We start from the raw sequence: 21,162 nt of genomic DNA, 5'->3' as shown, positions 1-21,162 counted from the left end.
CGCAAGTGAACGGGAAGGTGTCAGGCAGTCGGGAGGACGACCGCGCCCGCCGCCGGCGACGTCGCCACGCGTGCCGTGCGGCACGTGCCCGAGGCGATGAGGGCCGTCGCGACGGACTGCGCCGTCTCCGCGTCCTTCGTCAGGAAGGCCGTCGTGGGGCCCGAGCCGGAGACCAGGGCGGCGAGTGCGCCCGCGTCCGTGCCGGCCGTCAGGGTCGCCGCGAGGGACGGGCGCAGGGAGAGCGCCGCCGCCTGGAGGTCGTTGACGAGGGCGCCCGCGAGCGCGGTGGTGTCGCCGGCGCGGAGGGCGTCCAGGAGGAGCGGGGAGGCGGTCGGGGCGGGGACGTCGGCGCCTTCGGTGAGGCGGTCGAACTCGCCGTACACCGCCGGGGTCGACAGCCCGCCGTCCGCGACGGCGAACACCCAGTGGAAGGCGCCGCCGACCGGCAGCTCGGTGAGCTTCTCGCCGCGGCCGGTGCCGAGCGCCGCCCCGCCGACCAGGCTGAACGGCACGTCGGAGCCGAGTTCGGCGCAGATGTCCAGGAGCTCGGCGCGCGGGGTGTTCAGGCCCCACAGCGCGTCGCAGGCGAGCAGGGCGCCCGCGCCGTCCGCGCTGCCGCCCGCCATGCCGCCGGCGACCGGGATGTCCTTGGCGATGTGCAGGTGCACGTCCGGGGAGATGCCGTGCCGGGCGGCGAGCAGCTCGGCGGCGCGCGCGGCGAGGTTCGTGCGGTCCAGCGGCACCTTGTCGGCGTCGGGGCCCTCGCAGGTGACGGTCAGCTCGGCGGCCGGGGCGGCGGTGACCTCGTCGTACAGGGAGACGGCGAGGAAGACGTTGGCGAGGTCGTGGAAGCCGTCGGGGCGGGCCGCGCCGACGGCCAGCTGGACATTGACCTTCGCCGGTACGCGGACGGTCACGCTGCTGGGAGTGGTCACGCCTTCGCCTCCGCGATCCTCGCGAACTCCTCGACCGTCAGCGCCTCGCCGCGCGCCTGCGGCGAGATCCCGGCCTTGACCAGGGCCTCCTCGGCGGCGGCGGGCGAGCCCGCCCACGTCGCGAGGGCCGCGCGCAGGGTTTTGCGGCGCTGCGCGAAGGCCGCGTCGACGACCGCGAAGACCTCCTTGCGGGAGGCGGTGGTCGCGAGCGGCTCGGTGCGGCGGACGAGGGAGACGAGACCGGAGTCGACGTTCGGCGCGGGCCAGAAGACGTTGCGGCCGATGGAGCCGGCCCGCTTCACCTCCGCGTACCAGTTCGCCTTGACCGACGGGACGCCGTAGACCTTGTTGCCGGGCTTGGCGGCGAGCCGGTCGGCGACCTCGGCCTGGACCATGACGAGGGTCCGCTCGATGGTCGGGAACCGCTCCAGCATGTGGAGCAGGACCGGCACGGCGACGTTGTACGGCAGGTTGGCGACGAGCGCCGTGGGCGCCGGGCCCGGGAGCTCCTGCACCTGCATGGCGTCGGAGTGGACGAGCGCGAAGCGGTCGGCGCGCGCGGGCATGCGGGCCTGGATCGTGGCGGGCAGCGCGGCGGCCAGCACGTCGTCGATCTCGACGGCCGTCACCCGGTCCGCGGCCTCCAGGAGGGCCAGGGTGAGGGAGCCGAGTCCGGGCCCCACCTCCACGACGACGTCGTCGGGCCGTACCTCGGCCGTGCGGACGATCCGCCGGACGGTGTTGGCGTCGATGACGAAGTTCTGGCCCTTCTGCTTCGTGGGGCGCACGCCGAGGGCGGCGGCCAGCTCACGGATGTCGGCGGGGCCGAGGAGGGCGTCGGGGCTTTCGGGGCCGGTGGTGGTGCTCACCGGTACAGCCTACGGGGCAGCCGTGGGGCAGTCCCACGTCTCACCCCGTCTCACCCCGTCTCACCCCGTCTCACCCGTGCAGTCGCCTGCCGCAGTGGGGCCACGGACTCGCCCCCCGCTGGACGTACAGCTTCTTCGCGCGGAAGGTCTGCTCCGAGGCGGGCGCGTTCTGGGCGGTGCCGGTGCCGCCGAGGGAGCGCCAGGTGCCGGGGTCGAACTGGTAGAGCCCGCCGTACGTCCCCGAGGGGTCGACGGCGTTCGGGCGGCCGCCGGACTCGCAGGCGGCGAGCGCGCCCCAGTCGAGGCCGTCGGCCCCGGCGACGGAGGTGGGCAGCGCGCGGGTGCCGATCCGGACCTTGCGGCTGACGGGTTCGCGGACGATCTCCTCGCCGGTCCTGCGGGGCTTCTGCCGGACGCCGTTGACCGTGCGGAAGGTGTACGTGACGCGGCGGACGCCCGCGACGCCCTGCCGTTCGACGGTCTCGGTGCCCGCGAAGAGCTCCGGGTCGCGGACCTTCTCGACGGCGTACGGGATGGCCTCTTCCCGTACCTGCCGGGAGCCGGTGATGCGCAGCACGGTGACCGTCTGGCCGTCGCGGGGGAAGGCGTCGGCCGCGACGGAGGTGGTGTCCTGGCCGGAGAGGGTGATCCCGGCCTCGGCGAGGGCCTCGCGGATGGTGGCGGCGTTGGTGCGGACGACGCGCTCGCGGCCGTCGGCGAGGAAGGTGACGGCCCGCTCGGTGCGGACGTCGAGGGCGAGGCCCTGGCGGGAGATGGGGGCCGCGCGGGAGACGGACAGGTACGCGCCCTCGGCGCGGACCCCGAGCTGGCGCAGCGCGCCTTCGACGGTCCTGGCGGTGGTCCAGATCTGGTGGCGCCGCCCGTCGAGGGTGAGGGTGATCGGCCGCCCGTACCGGACGACGACCTCGTCGCCGTTGGCCAGGGCCTCGCCGGGGGCGGGGGCGACGATGTCGTGGGCGCCGACGGTCAGGCCCTCGTGGGCGAGGAGCTCGTCGATGTCGTCGGCGAAGGTGTGGAGGCTGCGCGGGACGCCGTCGACGGAGAGCCGGACGGCCTTGTCGTTGGCGACGAAGGCGCTGGTGCCGCCGGCGAGGAAGGCGACGACGAGGGCCTGCGGGACGAGCCGCCGGAGGCCGTCCCGGGTCGCGCCGGAGGTCTTGCGGCGGCGGGCGGCGCGCCGGGCCCCGGCGCGGGAGCCGCCTTGACCGGGGACGACACCGGGGACGACACCGGGGGCCCCCGCACCGGGGGCTCCGGCACCAAGTCCGGGGGCGACGAGCGGCGCGGCTTGGGTCGGCTGCTCGTGGACGGGCAGGGTCGCCGCTCGCCGTCCGGCTCGGTGACTGCCCTGGGAAGTACTCACGAGGCCGGGACACTAGCCCCGGCCACGGTCACTCTCCCGAACCATCCGGCTACGACACGTAACCGTTATGGATCAGTAATCGAAGGCGCGGGCCGTGTTGACGGCGAGCGCCTCGGCGAGGTCGTTCTCCCCGATCCCGCGCACGGCCGCCATCGCCCGGACGGTGACGGGGATGAGGTACGGGGCGTTGGGGCGGCCCCGGAAGGGCGCGGGGGTGAGGTAGGGCGCGTCGGTCTCGACGAGGACGAGTTCCAGCGGGGCGACGGCGAGCGCGTCCCGCAGGTGCTGGGCGTTCTTGAAGGTGACGTTGCCGGCGAAGGACATGTAGTAGCCCTTGGCGGCGCAGATCTCGGCCATGGCGGCGTCGCCGGAGTAGCAGTGGAAGACGGTCCGCTCGGGGGCGCCCTCCTCGTCGAGGACGCGGAGCACGTCGTCGTGCGCCTCGCGGTCGTGGATGACGAGCGTCTTGCCGTGCCGCTTGGCGATCTCGATGTGGGCACGGAAGGAACGCTCCTGCGCGGCCATGCCCTCGGGTCCCGTACGGAAGTAGTCGAGACCGGTCTCGCCGACGCCGAGGACGTGCGGCAGGGCGGCCAGGCGGTCGATCTCGGCGAGCGCGTCGTCGAGGGCGGCGTCCCCGCCCCCCTCACGCGCACCCTGCCGGGACCAGCCGTCGGGGTCCCCGAGCACGATCCGGGGCGCTTCGTTGGGATGCAGGGCGACGGCCGCGTGCACGTGGGCGTGGGCGGCGGCGGTCTCGGCGGCCCACTGGGAGCCCTTCACGTCGCAGCCGACCTGCACGACCGTGGTGACACCGACGGCGGCGGCCTTGACCAGGGCCTCCTCGACGGTCCCGGACTGCATGTCCAGGTGGGTGTGCGAGTCCGCGACCTCCACGAGGAGGGGTTCGGGCAGCGGCGGCGGGGCGTCCTTGGCACTCATGGTCCCGATCGTACGAGGGCCACGAGTGCCGACGCTCGCGGATACCGGCGACTTCCGGCGACTACCTTTCGCGGTTGCGGAAGGGGTGCAGGAGGTCGGAGAGGTGCCAGTGGTGCGGCACCGGCGGGGTCTCCTGGCCCGCGGTGCCCGCCGTGCCCGCCGTGCCCACGGTGTCCGCCGTGCCCACGGTGTCCACAGTGTCTTCAGTGAGTTCCTGCCCGATGGGCCCGGCCATCGAGACGGGCTTGGTGGCCTTCGCCCCGTGCTGGTGCTTCTCCGTCGCGGCGATCAGGTCGAGCACCGACGACACCTGCCCCGCACGCATGATCCGGACGACGTGACCGCCGCAGTTCATGCAGGTGGGACTGGACAGCGGGGACGGGACCCGCTCCCCTTCGGCCTTGTAGACGACGAATTCGTGGCCGGCGGCGTCGACGTGGTGCTCGATGTCGTACGCCTGCTCCCAGCCGTATCCACAGCGCATGCAGGCGAAGGCGTACGCCTCATGGGCGACGGATATGCCGGTGCCGGTGATCTCGCTCATGCCAGCTCCTCTCCACTGATCAGTGGACGCCTTTTCGGGCCGGAGCGCATCAGCAGGAGACGAACCATGGAAGGCTTTTGGCTCTTCCCTTGCCAAGCGCCCTGTGAAGAGTCCCGGCGCCGGGTTCGGCTTTGCCTTTCAGATTAGTCCTTTACCGTTTCCGGGGAATGGTCCCTCAGCCCTTTGCCGCGTTCTTTGCCGCGACGACCGCATCGAAGACCTCGCGCTTGGGCAGCCCCGTCTCGGCCGCGACCGCGACGATCGCCTCCTTGCGCCGCTCCCCCGCCTCCTCGCGCACCTGCACCCTGCGCACCAGCTCCGCGGCGTCGAGCTCGCCGGGGTCGGCCTCCGGGGCGCCCTCGACGACGACGGTGATCTCGCCCCGTACGCCCTCGGCGGCCCAGGCCGCGAGCTCGGCGAGCGGGCCGCGCTTGACCTCCTCGTACGTCTTGGTCAGCTCGCGGCAGACGGCGGCGCGGCGCTCGGCGCCGAAGACCTCGGCCATCGCGGCGAGCGTGTCGTCGAGCCGGTGCGGGGCCTCGAAGTAGACGAGGGTGCGGCGCTCGTCGGCGACCTCCCGCAGCCGTCCGAGCCGCTCCCCGGCCTTCCTGGGCAGGAAGCCCTCGAAGCAGAAGCGGTCCACGGGCAGCCCGGAGAGGGCGAGCGCGGTGAGCACGGCGGACGGGCCGGGGACGGCCGTGACCTTGATGTCCTGCTCGACGGCGGCGGCGACCAGACGGTAGCCGGGGTCCGAGACGGACGGCATGCCCGCGTCGGTGACGAGCAGCACACGGGCGCCGCCCACGAGCGCCTCGACGAGTTCGGGCGTACGGGCGGACTCGTTGCCCTCGAAGTACGAGACGACCCGTCCCGAGGTGTGGATGCCGAGCGCCCGGGTCAGGCCGCGCAGCCTCCGGGTGTCCTCGGCGGCCACGATGTCCGCGTTCTCCAGTTCGGTGGCGAGTCGGGGCGGAGCGTCCGCGATGTCACCGATGGGGGTCCCTGCGAGTACCAGCGTTCCTGTCACACGGGACATCCTCCCAGCCCGGACAGGCGACGCGCACAGGCGCGTTCCCTACGATGGCGCGGTGACCAGTACCGCACCCGAGACCCTGGAGGGCCGGCACGCCGTGGCAGAGCCCTCTTCGTGGCAGCAGAGGCTGCGGCGCTTCGGCTACGCGCCGCGCGCCGAGAACCCCGCTCCCATCGGGCTGCGGGAGCGGCTCGACCCCCCGTACGCCCGCCCGTCGGCGCGCATGTGGTCGCTCCTCGGCATCGGCCCGGGACCGGCCGAGCGGCTGTGGCGGCTGCTGGCCTGGGGCGGTCCGCTCCTGGTCACGGCGGTCGCCGGGCTGCTGAGGTTCTGGAACCTGGGCAAGCCGCACGCGGTGATATTCGACGAGACGTACTACGCCAAGGACTCGTGGGCCCTGATCAACCAGGGGTACGAGGGGGCCTGGCCGAAGGACATCGACAAGACGATCCTGAACGACCCGGGCGCGGTGCTCATCCCGACCGACCCCGGGTACGTCGTCCATCCCCCGATGGGCAAGTGGGTCATCGGCGTCGGCGAGAAGATCTTCGGCTTCGAGCCCTTCGGCTGGCGCTTCATGGTGGCGCTGCTCGGCACCCTGTCGGTGCTGATGCTGTGCCGGATCGGCCGGCGGCTCTTCCGCTCGACGTTCCTGGGCTGTCTGGCGGGCCTGCTGCTCGCCGTCGACGGACTGCACTTCGTGATGAGCCGCACGGCGCTCCTCGACCAGGTGCTGATGTTCTTCGTCCTCGCCTCCTTCGGCTGTTTCGTCGTCGACCGCGACCGCAACCGGAAACGGCTCGCGGCGGCGCTCCCCGAGGACGAGGAGGGGGTGCTGCGGCCGGACGCGGAGATCGCGGAGACCCTGCGCATGGGGTGGCGGCCGTGGCGGATCGCGGCCGGCGTGATGCTGGGCCTCGCGGCGGCGACCAAGTGGAACGGCCTGTACGTCATGGTGGCGTTCGGCCTGATGACGGTCCTGTGGGACGTGGCGGGCCGCCGCACGGGCGGCGCCGTCCGCCCGTACCTCTCGGTGATCAAGAAGGACCTGGTGCCGGCGTTCGTGTCGGTGGTGCCGGTGGCGCTCGCCACGTACCTGGCGACCTGGACGGGCTGGCTCGTCTCGGACAAGGGCTACTTCCGCACCTGGGCCGCCCAGCAGGACAAGCTCCCGGGCGGCGGGGACAGCACCTGGGGCTGGCTGCCGCAGTGGCTGCGCAGCCTCTGGCACTACGAGTCCGAGGTCTACTCGTTCCACGTGGGCCTGACCTCGCCGCACACGTACGAGTCGAACCCCTGGTCCTGGATCGTCCTCGGCCGCCCCGTCTCGTACTTCTACGAGTCCCCCGCCCCCGGCACCGCGGGCTGCCCGGCCACCACCAAGGAGAAGTGCGCCCAGGAGGTCCTGGCCCTCGGCACCCCGCTCCTGTGGTGGGCCGCCTGCTTCGCGATCCTGTACATCCTGTGGCGCTGGGCCTTCCGCCGCGACTGGCGCGCGGGCGCGATCGCCTGCGCGATCGCGGCGGGCTGGGTCCCCTGGTTCCTCTACCAGGAACGCACGATCTTCCTTTTCTACGCGGTCGTCTTCGTGCCTTTCCTGTGCCTGGCGGTGGCCATGATGCTGGGCGCGATCATCGGCCCCCGGGGTTCATCGGAAAGGCGCCGGACATTCGGCGCGGTGGCGGCGGGATGTCTCGTTCTGCTGATCGTCTGGAATTTCATCTACTTCTGGCCCATCTACACGGGAACGCCGATTCCGATAGACCAATGGCGGGGCCGGATGTGGCTCGACACCTGGGTTTGACGGATCCCGCACGGGGCGGGATGACGGCCAAGTGTGACGGATATGGCGGTAGTTGCTCGACACACGGAAGGGACGCTGCTTGACTGGACGGCCACCTGGGGAGGGGAGGCGCAGTCATGCGCAGTGGAGCGAAGACCGCGATCGTCGGGGGCGTGTTCCTCGTCGTGGCCGGCGGTGTCGGATACGGGGGGCTCAACCTCTACAACGGGATCACGGGCGGCGACACGTCCGTGAAGTCCAACTCCGGCAGCGCGCCGAAGACCGGGCCCGTCACCGGTGACGAGGTGACGACGACCGCGAAGGACTTCCTCGCGGCCTGGGCCGCCGGGGAGCCGGAGAAGGCCGCGCAGCTGACGAACGACCCGGTCACGGCCGGGTCGGCCGTCGCGGCCTACCGGGACGGCGCGAGCGTCTCGGCGGCCGAGATCACGCCGGGGACGCCCGTCGGGGCGAAGGTGCCGTTCACGGTGAAGGCCACGATCACGTTCGAGGGCGTGTCGAAGCCCTGGTCGTACGCCTCCGAACTGACCGTCGTCCGGGGCCAGACCACCGGCCGGCCGCTGGTGAAGTGGGCGCCTTCCGTCCTCCACCCGAAGCTGCTCACCGCCGACGCCACCCTGCGGACGGGCGTGGCGAAGACCCCCTCCGTGAAGGCCGTCGACCGGAACGGCAAGGAGCTGACGGCGGAGAAGTACCCCTCGCTGCGCCCCGTCCTGGCGACGCTGCGCGACCGGTACGGGGCGAAGGCGGGCGGCGCGACCGGCGTCGAGACGTGGATCGAATCGGGCAGCGAGTCCGTGCCCGACACCACCCTCCTCGTCCTGTCGAAGGGGAAGCCGGGCACGCTCAGGACGACCATCGACGCGGGCGTGCAGGCGGCGGCCGAGAAGGCGGTCAAGAGGTTCGGGAACGCCTCGGTGGCGGCGATAGAGCCGTCGACCGGTGCGATACGGGCGGTCGCCAACAACCCGGCCACCGACTTCAACACCGCGTTCCGGGGCGCCCAGGCCCCCGGCTCGACGATGAAGATCGTCACGGCGGCGATGATGATGCAGAACGGCATCGCGACGCCGAACAGCAAGGTCGAGTGTCCTTCCACCGTGCTGTCGAGGGGCCGCACCTTCCAGAACCTCGACAAGTTCAGCATCGCCAACGGCACCCTCACCGCGGCGTTCCGCCGCTCCTGCAACACCGCCTTCATCAAGGCGATCAGCACCCTCAGCGACAAGGGCATCGCGGACACCGCCCTCGGCGACACCGCCCGCGACTCCTTCGGCATCGGCCAGAGCTGGGCGGTGGGCGTCACGGCGGCGGACGGCAGCGTCCCCGAGTCGGCCGGCAGCGAGACGCCCGCCTCGTACATCGGCCAGGGCAAGATCACGATGAGCGCTCTCAACGTCGCCTCGCTCTCCGCGACCGTGCAGAACGGCGGCTTCCTCCAGCCGTACCTGGTGGCGAAGGAGCTCGACGACCGGGAGTTCGCCCAGGCCGACCGGCTCAACCCCGAGGTCGCCACGGGGCTGCGGAAGATGATGAACGCAGCGGCGACGGCTTCGGACGGCACCGCGACGGAGGCGATGGCCGGGGTCTCCTCCCCCAAGGGTGCGAAGACCGGCTCCGCCGAGATCGACGGCCAGGCCACTTCCAACAGCTGGTTCACCGGCTACTCCGGCGACCTCGCTGCGGCGGCGGTCGTCCAGTCGGGCGGTCACGGCGGCGACGCGGCGGGCCCGGTGGTCGCGCAGGTCCTGAAGGCCGGCTGACGGACAGGCGACTCGCCGACCCGGTCGCCCCGGCTGACCGACCCCTGGAACCCTGTCGCATGGCCCGTACAGCTACCGCTAGCGTGCGGGCCATGACGACCGCTGACGAGACCTCCCCCGCGCACCCCCAGTTCGCCGCCGCTCTCCAGGAGTTGGGCCTCGACGTCGAGGTGCGGCGCTTCCCGGACGAGACCCGCACCGCCCAGCAGGCCGCCGAGGCCATCGGCTGCGAGGTCGCCGAGATCGTGAAGTCGCTGATCTTCGCCGCCGACGGGGTGCCGGTCCTCGTCCTCATGGACGGCGCCTCGCGGGTGGACGTCGAGCGGGTACGGGAGGAGCTGGGCGCCGAGAAGGTCACCCGGGCCGACGCGAAGGCGGTCCGGGAGACGACCGGGTACGCGATCGGGGGCGTCCCGCCCTTCGGTCACCGGACCAGGACCCGGGTCCTCGCCGACCGGGGCGTCCTCGACCACGACGTCGTGTGGGCGGCGGCGGGCACCCCGCACACCGTCTTCGCGATCGACCCGAAGACGCTGGTCGCCCACGCCGGCGCCACCCTGGTGGACGTCCGCGAGCCCTCCGCGTGACGCCGCTCGTCACCCTCGCGGTGATCGTCGCCGCCGTCACGCACGCGAGCTGGAACGCCATCGCGCACCACATCAAAGATCAGCTGCTGTCCTTCACGCTGATCTCCGGCGGCGGAGTGCTGGTCGGCCTGCTCATGGCCGTCTTCGTGCCGCTCCCGGCGGCCGGTGCCTGGCCGTACCTGGTCGCGTCCGCGCTGCTCCACGTCGGCTACTACGCCCTGCTCATGCGCTCGTTCACGCTGGGCGACTTCGGGCAGATGTACCCGATCGCGCGCGGTACGGCCCCGCTCGTCGTGACCGTCCTCGCGGCGGTCTTCCTCCACGAGGTGCCGGGCGGCTGGCAGCTGCTCGGGGTGGCGGTGGCGTGCGCGGGCCTGACGGGCCTCGCGCTCTGGGGCATCCGGGGCAAGGACGCCCGCCCGCACTGGCCGGCGCTGGTCGCCGCCGGCGCGACGGGGCTGTCCATCGCGCTCTACACGGTCGTCGACGGCGTCGGCGTCCGCGCCTCCGGCACGTCGCTCGGTTACATCGCGTGGCTGATGATCCTGCAAGGCTCCGCGGTCCCGGCGTACGCGCTGTGGCGGCGCCGCGCGGACCTCGTCCCCCAACTCCGCCCGTACGCGGCCCGGGGCGCCCTCGGCGCGGTCCTCTCCGTCACGGCGTACGCCCTCGTCCTGTGGGCCCAGACGAAGGCCCCGCTGGCCCCGATCGCCGCGCTCCGCGAGTCCTCGATCATCGTGGGCGCGGCGATCGGCGCGCTCTTCTTCAAGGAACGCTTCGGTGCCCCGCGGGTCGCGGCGGCGGGCCTGATGGTCATCGGCATCGGTCTGATGCTTCAGGCGGGCTGAACCCGGAGCGCGGTAAGGAGGAGTTCGCCGAACGGGGTCGGATGCGTCGTCGAACCTACGTGCCCGCCGGGGAAGTGGAGCAGTTCCCGGCCGAGACGCTCGGCCATGAGCGCGGCCGGGCGGTAGGCCAACTCGCCGCGTGAGTCCTCGCCGCCGGCGAGCACGAGCCGGTCCGACAGGGCCGCCAGCCGGTTCAGGTCCGGGGTGTAGGACATGAAGGCGGGGACGATCCGCCCGACGAAGTACGGCAGGTTGGCCATCGTCTGCTCCGCCCTGGCCGCGGCCTGCGGCGGAAGCTCGATGTCGGCCGCCTTCGGCTCGGGCTCCGGCTCGGTGGTGCCACCGTCCGCCTTGAGACCTGCGCCGAACACGGTCAACGCCGGCATGAGCCCTTGCGTACGGAAGGTCTCCTGCACGCGTGCGAGGAACGCGCGATGGTCGGCGGCGTCCGGCAGGACCATGATCGCCGGGGGCTCGTGCGCCACGACGCGTGCGACGCGTTCGGGGCGGGTGGTGAGCAGGTGCAGGGCGGTGATCGCGCCCGAGCTGGCGCCGAACACCTGGGCGGGCTCGTGGGGCGAGAGCAGGTCCAGGAGGCGGAGCGCGTCGTCGGCGTGTTCGGCGACGGTCTGCTCGGCCTCGGGGTCGTCGAGCGTGCTGCGGGACATTCCGCGCGGGTCGTAGGTGGCGACCGTGTACGTGGCGGCCAGGTCGTCGGCGAAGCCGTCGAAGGCGGCGGCGCCGCCCGTCCCGCCGGAGATCAGGAGCAGGAGCGGGCCGTGACCACGTACTTCGTAGTGCAGGGTCGCGCCGTTCACGCGCAGGCTGCCGGGGGTCGGGGCGGTCATACGGAGTCTCCTTCTCGGGACGGGGGCCAGTGCTCCAGGAGGGTGTGGAGGGCGTCGAGAGCGCGTTCCCAGGACTGCTGCGGCGCGCGTTGGTGCGCGAACCCGCCAGCGGCCTCCAAGGCGACGAAGCCGTGGAAGGTGCTCCGCAGCAGCCGAACCGCGTCGGTCAGGTCCGGCTCGGCGAGCCCGTAGCCGCGCAGCATGCCGTAGGTCAGCTCGACGGCGCGGCGCGGGCCGGGGGCGTTCGCGGCGAGTTCGGGATCGATCCGGATCGGAATCTGGGTCGCCGTGTAGCGGCCGGGGTGCGCGTGGGCGTACTGCCGCCAGGCGTTCGCGAAGGCGACCAGCGCGTCCTTGCCCGAACGGCCGGCGGTCGCCTCCGCGATGCGGAGGGTCTTCTCGTCGGCCGCCAGCAGGGCGATCCGGCCGCGTAGGTCCTCCAGGCCGCGGACGTGCGAGTAGAGGCTCGCGTCCTTGACGCCCAGCCGCCGCGCGACCTGCGACATGGTCACCTGGTCGAGCCCCGCCTCGTCCGCCAACTCGGCGCCCGCGAGGGTCACTCGATCCGCCGTCAGCCCTGCCCGCGCCGCCGCCATGTGTCCTCCACCGTTCCTAGGGGTCCTAGGTTTAACCTAGGACCCCTAGGAACAGCAAACGAAATACGCGCTCACGCGCTCAGCGAGGACCGTCGCCGTCACCGGGTACGGACGAGGTCGCCCGGAAGAAGTCGGTACGGATACGGCGGAAGCCGGTGTGCCCGGTCTCCTCGGCGTGGGCCAGGCACCAGACGGCGGGCCCGCGCCCGTCGTCCGCCGCGCCGGAACCGTCCAGGCAGGTGGTGCACTCGGCCTCGGTGATCGGCCCGCTCCCGGAGCGGTCGGCCCGTAACGCCCAGAGCTTCGGCCGCCGGGCGCCCCGGTGGTACGGCCCCGCAACCCGGCCTAACGCAGTACCCTCACGGCGCATCCGACTCCCCCTCCACGGCAAGCTCAGCCCACACCAGCTTTCCCGTCCCGAGGCGGTCGCAGACCCCCCACTTGACGGCGAGACTGTCGACGAGCGGAAGCCCCCACCCGCCGTCGCCGACGCCGTCGGGCAGCGCCATCAACGGCCGCCGCTCGGAGGCGTCATGGACCTCGATACGCAGTCTGGCGCCCGGCACTTGAGCGAAGTGCGTCTCGACCTCGCGGCCGGCCACGCGGCCGTGCCGGACGGCGTTCGTGAGCAGCTCGGAGAGCACGAGCGAGGCGACGTCCTCGACGGCCCCCCATTCCCACCGGGCGAGCGCGCGGCGCAACTCCCGCCGGGCGAGCGGCACACTGCGGGCGGCGGGCTGCCAGCGCAGCACCACGGCGCCGTCGGGTGCGGGCCCCATCAGGCCACCTCCACGCCGTGGATCCGCCGCGCCCCGACGTCGACCCCGTGCGTGGCCAACCACAGGGCCCGCCGCCGCTGACGCTGGGCCCGCGCGGTCTCGTGCGCGTCGAGGTAGGGGCGTACGAGTCGGTTGTCCTCCCCTCGGAGGAGGGGAACGCGGGTGCGGCACCGATCAGTTGCGGTTCGAGCGACGCACCCGCGCGGGGTCGGGACCGGAGCCCCACCCAAACGCCGCCGCCCCGACGGGGGCAGTAACAGCCGCAGGACCAGTCCGACAAGGCGGACGATAGGGTTACTCATGTTGACGCTCCTTGAAAGCGTTGGCCACGCCCCCGGACCGGTCGCACGGTCGCGGGGGTCTGCCTGTTTCGCGCACAGGCCAGCAAGATCAACCCATCGTCACGACTTGGCGACGGCGGGTGACCTCAGTCACAGAATGCCCGCGCCTCACCAAAGAATGCAAGCCTTGCGAAATACCTCTCGGCGTTCGAATCGAGTTGAGCGATTGCGCGGTGACCACGCACACTCGCGGGTATCAGCCCGGCAGAGAAGGGACGCAGCATGCCGGACAAGCGACCGCGACCACCGACCGTCCGACTCCGGCGTCTCGCGGCCGAGTTGAGGAAGCTCCGCGCCGAGGCGGGGCTCACCCGTGAAGACGTCACGGAGCGGACCGGGATCAACGAGGCGACCCTCTACCGGATCGAGCGATCACGTGCGCGCCCGCAGAAGCGCACCCTCGTCAGCCTGTTGGACCTGTACCAGGCCAACGATGGCCAGCGAAACGACCTGTTGGCGCTCCAGAGCGGATCGAACGACCAGGGGTGGCTGCGGCCGTACCACTCGGAGCTGCCCGAGGAGTACACCGCGTACATCGGGTTCGAGGCCGAAGCGCGGACGGTCCGCAACTACGAGTCGCTGTTCGTCCCCGGGCTCGCCCAGACCGAGCCCTACGCCTCGGAAGTCGTCAAAGGCGTCCTGCCGATGGCCAGCCAGAAGGAGGTCGCGCAGCGCGTCCAGGCGCGCATGGAACGGCAGTCCGTCCTCACCAAGGAGCAGCCTCTGCAGCTCTGGGCCATCGTCGACGAGGCGGCCCTGAGACGTGCAGTCGGAGGGCGCGACGTCATGCGCGGGCAGGCGCGGCACCTGCTCGACCTGATGGCCGAGCCCCACGTCACCTTCCAGGTGATCCCGTTCGAGAAGGGCGCGCACGCCGGCATGACCGGCAGCTTCGTCCACATGGACTTCCCGGACGCGGACGACCCCGAGCTCGTCTACCTGGACACGCCCGCCGGTGACCTGTTCCTGGAGTCGGAGGCGGAGATCCGGCGCTACAAGTCGATGTTCGAGCACCTTCAGGCGGTGGCGCTGGGACCGAACGACAGCGCCGACCTGCTGGCTAAGGTTGCGGAAGCGAAAGACTGAGAGAAGGTGTTCGGAGTGCAGCACGACCCCGCCGAGCCCACGTGGCGAAGCAGCAGCTACAGCAGCGGGAACGGCCAGTGCGTCCAGGTCAGGGACGACCTCTCGGGCACCGTGCCCGTACGCGACAGCAAGGCCGCCCCCGCCGGGCCGTGCGTCTTCTTCGAGGCGGCGGCGTGGGCGTCGTTCGTCGGGGCCGTGAAGGCCGAGCGGCTGTAGGCCGTGGCGACCGGCACCGCCCCCGGGACCCGGGCCGACGCCCAACTCCTCTGGGACTTCCAGCAGATGGGGCACACGCCCCGGCCCTGCTCCGTCGCCGTCGGGCTCGGGAGTCATGACCTCGGGGTCGCCGACGTGGCCGTCGGGCTGTACCGGCAAGGGCTGGCGCCGGTGATCGTGTTCACCGGGGCCACCAGCCCGACCACGCGGGAGCGGATGCCCCGGGGCGAGGCCGAGCACTATCGGGAGCGGGCGCTCGAGTCCGGGGTGCCGGAGGACGTCGTCCTCGTCGAGCCCCGGGCCCGGAACGCCGGCGAGACGGAGATCCCCCGGCCCGTCGTCGGCGCCTTCGAGCGCCTTCGGGACCAGGGGTTCACCAGCCGTCTCGTCGCGCCCGGCGCCTAGAGGCCGCCGACCTTGACGGGGAACTGCTCGATGACGGCGAGCACCTTGGTCGGGTCCTCCAGGTCGACCAGCTCGACCGGCTTCTCCAGCTTGTAGAGGTCGCCGCGCGGCGGGTACTGGGTCAGCTGTCCGATGAGGACCATCGGCTCTTTCGTGGTCAGAACCAGCGGCGCGTATCCGTTCCCGTCCCCGGGCCGCTCGATGACCATCGTGAAGGTCGAGACCTCGCGGAACTCGTACTTGGGCGGGAAGTTCTGGGTGAGGCGCAGGATGGTGGGCGCGTCGACGTCGACGTCGTTCTGCTCGATGGTGATGGTGCCCGGGCTCTTCCCGTCCTCTCCCGGCAGCTCCGCGCTCATCTTGTGTCCGACGGTCCGCATGCGGACGGAGTTCATCGGGTCGTCGGGGTTGACGTCGACGCGGTGCTTGATGCCGCCCCGGAAGTCGACGGTGACGAGCTCGTCCTTGATCCGGAGCGGGGTGTTGATCGCGAGGCGGGAGCAGGGGATCTCGGCGCCGATCGGCGGAAGTGCATGCATGTCGCAAGGGCCTTACGTGAGTCGGGACTTACGCAGGCCAGTCAAGTGGGGGTGTGTGCCCCCTCGCGCCATTCACTCCGTCGTGGGCGCGCTCCCTCACCCCGGACGGCGCGCCCACGAAAGGATCACTCCGACGGCTTGACGACCCGGGGCGTCGACGCCGGTACGGGGGTGGTCGGCGTCGCGTCGGGTGGTGCCGGGTCGCTGATGCCCGGGGGGCGGGCAGGCTGGACCGGGGTGGGGGCCAGGGGGCTGCCGGGGAACAGGTACAGGAGGCAGACGGCCGCTACCGCCGCCGCTGCCGCCAGCGCGGCGAGGCCGGGGCCGCGCAGCGTGCGGACGGTCCAGCCGCGGCCCTGCGGCGGGTCCTCCCGGCGTAGGTCGTGGTGGGTGATCTGGGCCGCCCGGGCCGTCAGGGCCGCTCTGAGGCGGGTCTCCGTCGTGGCGTGGCGGTCTTCGGTGGGTGGTCGGGGGGTCATGGGGACGCCTCCAGTCTCTTCTCCAGGGCGTCCAGGGCCCGGCTCGCCGTGGACTTCACCGTGCCGCGCGAGAGGCCGAGGGTCCGGGCGATCTGCGCCTCGGTCAGTTCCGACCAGTAGCGGAGGACGAGGACCTCCCGCTGGCGGGCGGTGAGCTGGGCCAGCGCGTCGAGGACGTGGCGGTGTTCTTCCGCGAGGAGGAGGCCTTCGTCCACCGGGGCGCTCGCCGGCTGGTGGGGCGGGGTGTAGCCGCGGGCCGTGCGGCGGCGGCGCAGTACGGAGCGGGCCGCGTTGACCACGGCGGTGTGCAGGTACGCCCCCGGGTCCTGGAGGCCGTCCAACGAGGTCCCGTACGCGCGGCACAGCGCCGCGAACGCGTCCTGGACGACGTCCTCGGCCGTGTGCAGGTCGTCCACCAGGAAGAGCGCCAGCCGCACCATGTCGAGCCGGCGGGCCCTGTACAGGTCGGTCAGGGTGGGCGGCCCCTCGTCGTGCGGCGTGACCCGTGCGCGCGGGCGGAGTTCCCGTACGACCGCCCCGCCCTCGGTCCCGGACACGCGGGCGAGCAGACGGGACCACCAGGAGGGTGCCGCGGCTATCGCGTACTGCATGGGCCTCGTTCGGGGTGTGGGGAGGGGATTGGGCGGGAGCGGGTCGGGCGGGAGCGGGGTGGGGCGGGCCGGTCCGGGTGACCGGTCCGCCCCCGCTCCGGTGTTACTTCTTGGCGCCCGTGCCCGGGCTGACCACGCGGGGCGCGTTCTCCGCGGGGACCGACTTCGTGGCCGGGACGCCCTTCTCGCCGGCGGCGGGCTGCGCCGTGCCCGGCTTCACCACGACCGGCTTCGTCGCCGGCTGCGGGACCGAGTCGGCGGGGGTGACGACCTTCGGCGCCGGCTTGGCCCCGGAGTCGGCGGGGGTGACGACCTTCGGCGCCGGCTTGGCGCCGGAGTCGGCGACGGCCTGGGCGGTGAAGGCACCGCCGAGGAGCAGCGCGGCACCGGCGACGGCGCCCAGGACGCGGCGGGAATTGCGGTTCATGAGGTTCTCCAAGGGAGGAGGTGGGACGGGACGTGAAGGGCGCCTTCAACCCACCAGACGTGTGGCACCTCCCGAGGTTGCGTCTCCCGTCGAAGAAGTTCTCGGGCCAAGAGGTTTCCTGACCCCTCAGTCCGCCAGGACCTCCGCGAAGTGCGAGTTCACCGCAAGCAGCCCGCCGTCGACCCGCAGGACCGTGCCCGTGATCCAGGACGCGTCCCGCGACGCCAGGAACGCGACGGCGGCGGCCACGTCCTCCGGCGTGCCGACCCGGCCCAGGGGGTAGACGCGGTCCGCGAGGGCCGCGAGTCCGGCCTCCTTGCCCGCCCAGGCCGTCGTCGCGATCGTCCCCGGGTTGATCTGGTTGACGCGGACACCGCGCGGTGCCGCGTCGCCCGCAAGGGTCCGGGTGAGGGAGGCCAGGCCCGCCTTGGCCGCGCTGTAGGCGTGGTTGCCGAAGTCCACCTCGGCGTTGACCGAGCCGATGGTGACGATCGCCCCGCGCCCGCCCGCCGCCGCGAGGTGCGGCAGCGCCGCCCGGGAGCAGCGGACCGCGCCCATCAGCGTCACGTCGAGCTGGCCCGCCCAGCCCCCGTCCGGTTCGTCCTCGAAGCGGTCGCGGTCGGGGGCGACGGGGGCGAGGGCGTTGTTGACGAGGACGTCGAGGCCGCCGAAGGTCTCCACCGCGTACGCGACGGCCGCCTCCACCGCGTCCCGGTCGCCGACGTCGCAGCGCAGGGCCACCGCCCCGGGCAGCTCGGCGGCGGTCCGCGCGGCCTCGTCCTCGTCGATGTCCGTGACCAGCACCCGCGCGCCCTCCGCCGCGAGGCGCCGTGCGGTGGCCGCGCCGATGCCGCGGGCCGCGCCCGTGATCAGTACCGCGTACCCGTCGAAGCGTTTCGCGTGTTCCGCGTTCTCCCTGAGATCCATGTGGCTTCCCCTACCCATCGCACCATCCGCTCGCAACATTCCGTTCACAAAAGGGAGTTGTGACAATTCGGCCACGACCGAAAGGCTTTGACATGCACCCGTCGCAAATACCACGATCGACTACGCCGATGACCACGTGGACACAGGGGGAACAATGTCTTCGACGTACGAATCCGGAGTAGAGGAAATATGCGAGTCCCTTTCTTCCCGGAGCTTTGACCTTCGCTCCGGCGAGAAGGTGAAGCAGCTTCTCCTCCAGCGCTCGGAAAACGCGCTCGACGACCTGGAGCCCTTCCGCGACAGCTGGGGCCGGATGCCGCTCGACAGCTACATGGCGGACGGCGGGCGCTACCGCCGCCGCCGGCACGCCACGCTGAGCGCGCCCCGGTCGAGCGCCGACTACCGCGTCGAGCCCCACCAGCCGCACTACCAGGGGCTCGACTACAACAACCTCAACGGCGGCGTGGCCCGGCACTACGAGCCGTTCGAGGACGCGTCGCTGCGCGGCGCCACGATGAGCAGCCTGGTCACCCTGGGCTGCGACATCTTCGGCCGGCTCGCCCCGTACTCCGCGTGGCACATCGAGGCCCACCAGTTCCGCATCGAGGTCGACGGCGAGGAGGTCGGCCTGCCGACGCCCGAGGGCGTCCACCGCGACGGCGTCACCTTCGTCCTGATGGCGATGATCGGCCGCACCAACGCCACCGGCGGCGAGAGCACCGTCTTCAACCTGGACAAGCAGCCGGTCGAGAAGTTCGCCCTGACCGACCCCCTCGACCTGGCGCTCGTCAACGACGAGCGGGTCTACCACGGCGTCACGCCCATCGAGCAGATCGATTCGACCGCCCCGGCCTCGCGCGACGTGCTGGTCGTGACCTACCGTCACAAGCCCTGATGTCAGACGCGGGTGGGGGCCGGCGTCCGCGAGGCGCCGCCCCCGCCCGCGCACCCCTTGAGTGAGAAGAACGGGAAGACGGGTACATGGGTCAGCTCATCGCCGTGGCGGTCATCACCATTCTGGCTGTCATCAGCCCCGGCGCGGATTTCGCGATGACCGTCCGCAACAGCTATTTGTACGGGCGGACCGCCGGCGTTCTCGCCGCCGTCGGAATTTCCCTGGGCGTTCTCGTCCATGTCACTTACACCATGCTGGGCGTGGGGCTTCTGGTTTCCCGGACCCCGATGCTTTTCACGGCGATGAAACTGATCGGCGCCGCCTATCTGGTGTACATCGGGTACAAGACGTTCGTCACCAAGACCCAGGTGGACGTCGACCTGTCGAGCGGCGACGGCCTGTCGAAGGCCGGCGCGCTGCGCACCGGCTTCCTGACGAACGCGCTCAACCCGAAGACGATGCTGTTCGTGCTGAGCACGTACACGCAGGTCGTCAGCGCCGACACCCCCGTCTTCCAGCAGGTCGGCTACGGCCTCTTCATGTCCTTCGCCCACCTGGTCTGGTTCGCGCTCGCCGCGCTCCTCTTCTCCAACCAGAGCCTGCGGTCCCGCCTGTTGCAGCGCCAGACCGTGCTCAACAAGGTCATCGGCACCGTGCTCGTCGGCCTGGGGATGCTGCTCGCGCTCACGCCGGCCATGGCCTGACGGCGAGCTCTGCAGAAGGAGCTCAGCCGGTCGACGTCAGTCCGTCGACACCTTCTCGACGCGCGGCTCCGCGATCGACCGGTAGTCCGCGCTGGAGAGCGCGATCGAGCGGTCGAGACGGGCGGCGTTGAAGTAGAACTCCCCGTGCGCCAGGAGGTCCGGGTCGACGAAGAGCTCCAGGCGCTCGTCGAAGGAGAACGGCAGGATCGTGCCGCTCTCCGAGCCCGCGAGCTCCTCGGCGATCTCCGGGGACGCGAACGAGACGTAGGTGCCGCCGTACAGCGCCTTCACCGCCGCGAGGTCGATCCGCTTGTCACCGGGGACGACGACCAGCGCGAACCGCTTCTCCTTCTTGCCGATCTTGACCATGGCGATGATGCACTTGGCCGCCTGGGCGAGTGCGTGCCCCCGCAGGGCGCTGACCGCCTCGGTGGCGCCCTCGGGCGCGTGCTCGATCACCCGGTAGGCGGCGCCGCGCTCGTCGAGCAGGGCGACCAGCTTCTCGTACGTTTCCTGGGACATGCGTTCTCTCCTGTTGCAACCGATGTACGTGTACGGCGAGTTGTACGGCTCGTCGACCCTACTGGCCGGTCAGCGGGCCGTGTGCATGCCGCGCGCGTGGTCCAGATGCCTGAGTAACACGACGCCCGGGCGGTCCAGTTCGTACAGCACGCGGACGCCCGCCCTGCGCCGCCGCACCACGCCCGCGGCCACCAGGGCCGTGAGGTGCTGGGAGACCGTGCTCGGGGCGAGGCCGAGGGCCGTCGCCAGGTCCGAGGTCGTCGTGGGCGCCACCAGGGCCCGTACGACACCCGCCCGGCTCCTGCCGATGAGGATCTCCAGCCGGTCGCCGCGCACGGGAGCGTCCGCGCGCCGCTCGGGCGGAGCCTCCGCGACGAGGAGGGCGGACCCGTCGACCGGGTAGGACAGGGCCGCCTCGGTGCCGTCGCGGGCCGCCGTGGAGAAAGGAGCTCCGCGGCCGAACAGCAGCGGTACGAGGACGAGCCGGGAGACGCCCGACACGGCCATCACACCGGGCACGGCCACCCCGCCGGGCACCGCGATCCCGCCCACCGCGTTCAGGAGCGCCTCCGGGCCCTGCGTGGCCAGCGTGCGGGCGCGGCGCAGGATGTCCTCCTCCGTCGTCGCCCGCAGGGTCGCCGCGTACGGGGCCAGCGCGGCCCGCCAGTACCGCGGGAGGAAGGCACGGAGTTCGGCGACGCGCGCCGCCGGGTCCGCGTACAGCGGGCGCACCTCGGCGGGCACGCCCCGCGGGAAGCGCTGTTCGAGCTCCGCGCGGGCCCGGTCGTGGCAGACCGCCGCGAGGGGGGCGAGCTCCTCGGCCAGGTCCGGCCCGTCCGAGGCGGGGACGGTGAGGAGGAACGGCGGGAGGGTCCCGGCGCCGGTCCGGAAGAGGTGGACGAGCCAGCCCGGGATGGTCACGTCGGAGCGGCTCAGCGAACGACGGGCGGCCTTGTCCCAGTTGGCGTACGGCCAGGGCACGAGGCCCCGGTGCGCCGAGAGCAGCCCGATGCTGCCGTAGATCTCCCAGAGCCGGCTGCTCGCGATCCGCACCGTCACGCGGTTCGGATCGCTCCTC

Annotated in this window: 25 protein-coding genes and 1 pseudogene; 9 read left to right on the top strand and 17 right to left on the bottom strand. The window is 72.1% G+C overall.

All coding sequences use genetic code 11. The annotated features are described in order from the left end of the window. Positions 1–20: 20 nt before the first annotated feature. The 6 genes from ACZ6K0_RS32975 to rsmI all read right to left on the bottom strand — a co-directional run bounded on the left by ACZ6K0_RS32975 (position 21) and on the right by rsmI (position 5,710). Entirely contained in the window at positions 21–935 is a 915-nt protein-coding gene (locus tag ACZ6K0_RS32975; RefSeq protein ID WP_469233315.1) for a 4-(cytidine 5'-diphospho)-2-C-methyl-D-erythritol kinase, read from the bottom strand. Beyond that, a complete protein-coding gene (gene rsmA / locus ACZ6K0_RS32970) occupies positions 932–1,804 on the bottom strand; it encodes a 16S rRNA (adenine(1518)-N(6)/adenine(1519)-N(6))-dimethyltransferase RsmA (RefSeq protein ID WP_055643021.1) in 873 nt (290 codons plus the stop codon). Before rsmA ends, ACZ6K0_RS32975 begins: the two co-directional genes overlap by 4 nt. 70 nt (positions 1,805–1,874) lie before the next feature. Beyond that, positions 1,875–3,188, bottom strand: coding sequence for a ubiquitin-like domain-containing protein (locus ACZ6K0_RS32965; RefSeq protein ID WP_469233314.1), 1,314 nt, complete (start codon positions 3,186–3,188; stop codon positions 1,875–1,877). A gap of 72 nt (positions 3,189–3,260) precedes the next feature. Next, positions 3,261–4,130 (bottom strand): TatD family hydrolase, encoded by an 870-nt coding sequence (locus ACZ6K0_RS32960; RefSeq protein ID WP_376402678.1) that lies wholly within the window; start codon positions 4,128–4,130, stop codon positions 3,261–3,263. 61 nt (positions 4,131–4,191) lie between these two features. Continuing rightward, a complete protein-coding gene (locus tag ACZ6K0_RS32955; protein ID WP_469233312.1) occupies positions 4,192–4,674 on the bottom strand; it encodes a hypothetical protein in 483 nt (160 codons plus the stop codon). A 175-nt stretch (positions 4,675–4,849) separates the two neighbouring features. Beyond that, entirely contained in the window at positions 4,850–5,710 is an 861-nt protein-coding gene (gene rsmI / locus ACZ6K0_RS32950; RefSeq protein ID WP_376402684.1) for a 16S rRNA (cytidine(1402)-2'-O)-methyltransferase, read from the bottom strand. A 52-nt stretch (positions 5,711–5,762) separates the two neighbouring features. On the opposite strand from rsmI, the gene ACZ6K0_RS32945 reads away from it, so the two are divergent. From ACZ6K0_RS32945 to ACZ6K0_RS32930, 4 genes are all read left to right on the top strand, one after another. Then, complete coding sequence (locus ACZ6K0_RS32945; protein WP_376402687.1) at positions 5,763–7,511, top strand: dolichyl-phosphate-mannose--protein mannosyltransferase; 1,749 nt, start codon at positions 5,763–5,765, stop codon at positions 7,509–7,511. Between the two features lie 116 nt (positions 7,512–7,627). Then, on the top strand, positions 7,628–9,274 hold the full coding sequence (locus ACZ6K0_RS32940; RefSeq protein WP_469233309.1) for a penicillin-binding transpeptidase domain-containing protein: 1,647 nt from the start codon (positions 7,628–7,630) through the stop codon (positions 9,272–9,274). 92 nt (positions 9,275–9,366) lie between these two features. Then, positions 9,367–9,861: a YbaK/EbsC family protein gene (locus tag ACZ6K0_RS32935; RefSeq protein WP_376402692.1), complete on the top strand. Its 495-nt coding sequence runs from the start codon at positions 9,367–9,369 to the stop codon at positions 9,859–9,861. Further along, the gene (locus ACZ6K0_RS32930) at positions 9,858–10,709 is read left to right on the top strand and encodes an EamA family transporter (RefSeq protein ID WP_376402695.1); all 852 of its coding nucleotides are present in this window, start codon (positions 9,858–9,860) and stop codon (positions 10,707–10,709) included. The genes ACZ6K0_RS32935 and ACZ6K0_RS32930 overlap by 4 nt, the downstream gene beginning before the upstream one ends. Here ACZ6K0_RS32930 and ACZ6K0_RS32925 read toward each other — a convergent pair. The 4 genes from ACZ6K0_RS32925 to ACZ6K0_RS32910 form a co-directional block, all read right to left on the bottom strand. Next, positions 10,697–11,557: an alpha/beta fold hydrolase gene (locus ACZ6K0_RS32925; RefSeq protein WP_469233306.1), complete on the bottom strand. Its 861-nt coding sequence runs from the start codon at positions 11,555–11,557 to the stop codon at positions 10,697–10,699. The genes ACZ6K0_RS32930 and ACZ6K0_RS32925 overlap by 13 nt on opposite strands. Then, positions 11,554–12,153 carry a TetR/AcrR family transcriptional regulator gene (locus tag ACZ6K0_RS32920; RefSeq protein ID WP_469233304.1) on the bottom strand — a complete coding sequence of 200 codons (600 nt, stop codon included), beginning with the start codon at positions 12,151–12,153 and terminating at the stop codon, positions 11,554–11,556. The genes ACZ6K0_RS32925 and ACZ6K0_RS32920 overlap by 4 nt, the downstream gene beginning before the upstream one ends. Positions 12,154–12,232: 79 nt before the next feature. After that, positions 12,233–12,523: a DUF7848 domain-containing protein gene (locus ACZ6K0_RS32915; protein ID WP_376402704.1), complete on the bottom strand. Its 291-nt coding sequence runs from the start codon at positions 12,521–12,523 to the stop codon at positions 12,233–12,235. Further along, the gene (locus ACZ6K0_RS32910) at positions 12,513–12,932 is read right to left on the bottom strand and encodes an ATP-binding protein (RefSeq protein ID WP_376402707.1); all 420 of its coding nucleotides are present in this window, start codon (positions 12,930–12,932) and stop codon (positions 12,513–12,515) included. The genes ACZ6K0_RS32915 and ACZ6K0_RS32910 overlap by 11 nt, the downstream gene beginning before the upstream one ends. Before the next feature lie 563 nt (positions 12,933–13,495). Here ACZ6K0_RS32910 and ACZ6K0_RS32905 point away from each other — a divergent pair. The 3 genes and pseudogenes from ACZ6K0_RS32905 to ACZ6K0_RS32895 all read left to right on the top strand — a co-directional run. Then, positions 13,496–14,359: a helix-turn-helix domain-containing protein gene (locus ACZ6K0_RS32905; RefSeq protein WP_469233302.1), complete on the top strand. Its 864-nt coding sequence runs from the start codon at positions 13,496–13,498 to the stop codon at positions 14,357–14,359. A 15-nt stretch (positions 14,360–14,374) separates the two neighbouring features. Then, complete coding sequence (locus tag ACZ6K0_RS32900; RefSeq protein WP_469233300.1) at positions 14,375–14,575, top strand: DUF397 domain-containing protein; 201 nt, start codon at positions 14,375–14,377, stop codon at positions 14,573–14,575. A 66-nt stretch (positions 14,576–14,641) separates the two neighbouring features. Beyond that, positions 14,642–14,893: pseudogene (locus tag ACZ6K0_RS32895) on the top strand (YdcF family protein); the annotation flags it as partial. An 83-nt stretch (positions 14,894–14,976) separates the two neighbouring features. Here the strand turns inward: ACZ6K0_RS32895 and ACZ6K0_RS32890 are convergent. From ACZ6K0_RS32890 to ACZ6K0_RS32870, 5 genes are all read right to left on the bottom strand, one after another. Next, entirely contained in the window at positions 14,977–15,519 is a 543-nt protein-coding gene (locus tag ACZ6K0_RS32890; protein ID WP_469233298.1) for a hypothetical protein, read from the bottom strand. Positions 15,520–15,644: 125 nt separating this feature from the next. Further along, positions 15,645–15,998 (bottom strand): hypothetical protein, encoded by a 354-nt coding sequence (locus ACZ6K0_RS32885; protein ID WP_469233296.1) that lies wholly within the window; start codon positions 15,996–15,998, stop codon positions 15,645–15,647. Then, a complete protein-coding gene (locus ACZ6K0_RS32880) occupies positions 15,995–16,609 on the bottom strand; it encodes an RNA polymerase sigma factor (RefSeq protein ID WP_469233294.1) in 615 nt (204 codons plus the stop codon). The genes ACZ6K0_RS32885 and ACZ6K0_RS32880 overlap by 4 nt, the downstream gene beginning before the upstream one ends. A 103-nt stretch (positions 16,610–16,712) precedes the next feature. Beyond that, complete coding sequence (locus ACZ6K0_RS32875; protein WP_376402725.1) at positions 16,713–17,036, bottom strand: hypothetical protein; 324 nt, start codon at positions 17,034–17,036, stop codon at positions 16,713–16,715. A gap of 126 nt (positions 17,037–17,162) precedes the next feature. Next, positions 17,163–17,963 carry an SDR family NAD(P)-dependent oxidoreductase gene (locus ACZ6K0_RS32870; protein WP_469233292.1) on the bottom strand — a complete coding sequence of 267 codons (801 nt, stop codon included), beginning with the start codon at positions 17,961–17,963 and terminating at the stop codon, positions 17,163–17,165. A gap of 238 nt (positions 17,964–18,201) precedes the next feature. On the opposite strand from ACZ6K0_RS32870, the gene ACZ6K0_RS32865 reads away from it, so the two are divergent. Both ACZ6K0_RS32865 and ACZ6K0_RS32860 read left to right on the top strand, forming a co-directional pair. Then, a complete protein-coding gene (locus ACZ6K0_RS32865) occupies positions 18,202–18,858 on the top strand; it encodes a 2OG-Fe dioxygenase family protein (protein ID WP_469233290.1) in 657 nt (218 codons plus the stop codon). A gap of 86 nt (positions 18,859–18,944) precedes the next feature. Continuing rightward, positions 18,945–19,562, top strand: a complete 618-nt coding sequence (locus tag ACZ6K0_RS32860; RefSeq protein ID WP_376402733.1) for a LysE family translocator — start codon at positions 18,945–18,947, stop codon at positions 19,560–19,562. A gap of 36 nt (positions 19,563–19,598) precedes the next feature. On the opposite strand, the gene ACZ6K0_RS32855 is transcribed toward ACZ6K0_RS32860, so the two are convergent. Then, on the bottom strand, positions 19,599–20,084 hold the full coding sequence (locus ACZ6K0_RS32855) for a YbaK/EbsC family protein (protein WP_376402737.1): 486 nt from the start codon (positions 20,082–20,084) through the stop codon (positions 19,599–19,601). A 69-nt stretch (positions 20,085–20,153) separates the two neighbouring features. Beyond that, a complete protein-coding gene (locus ACZ6K0_RS32850; protein ID WP_469233287.1) occupies positions 20,154–21,143 on the bottom strand; it encodes an ArsR family transcriptional regulator in 990 nt (329 codons plus the stop codon). Positions 21,144–21,162 lie beyond the last annotated feature (19 nt).

The organism is Streptomyces sp. NPDC042346 (genome assembly GCF_055581845.1).
This window is presented reverse-complemented; position numbering and strand designations above follow the sequence as displayed.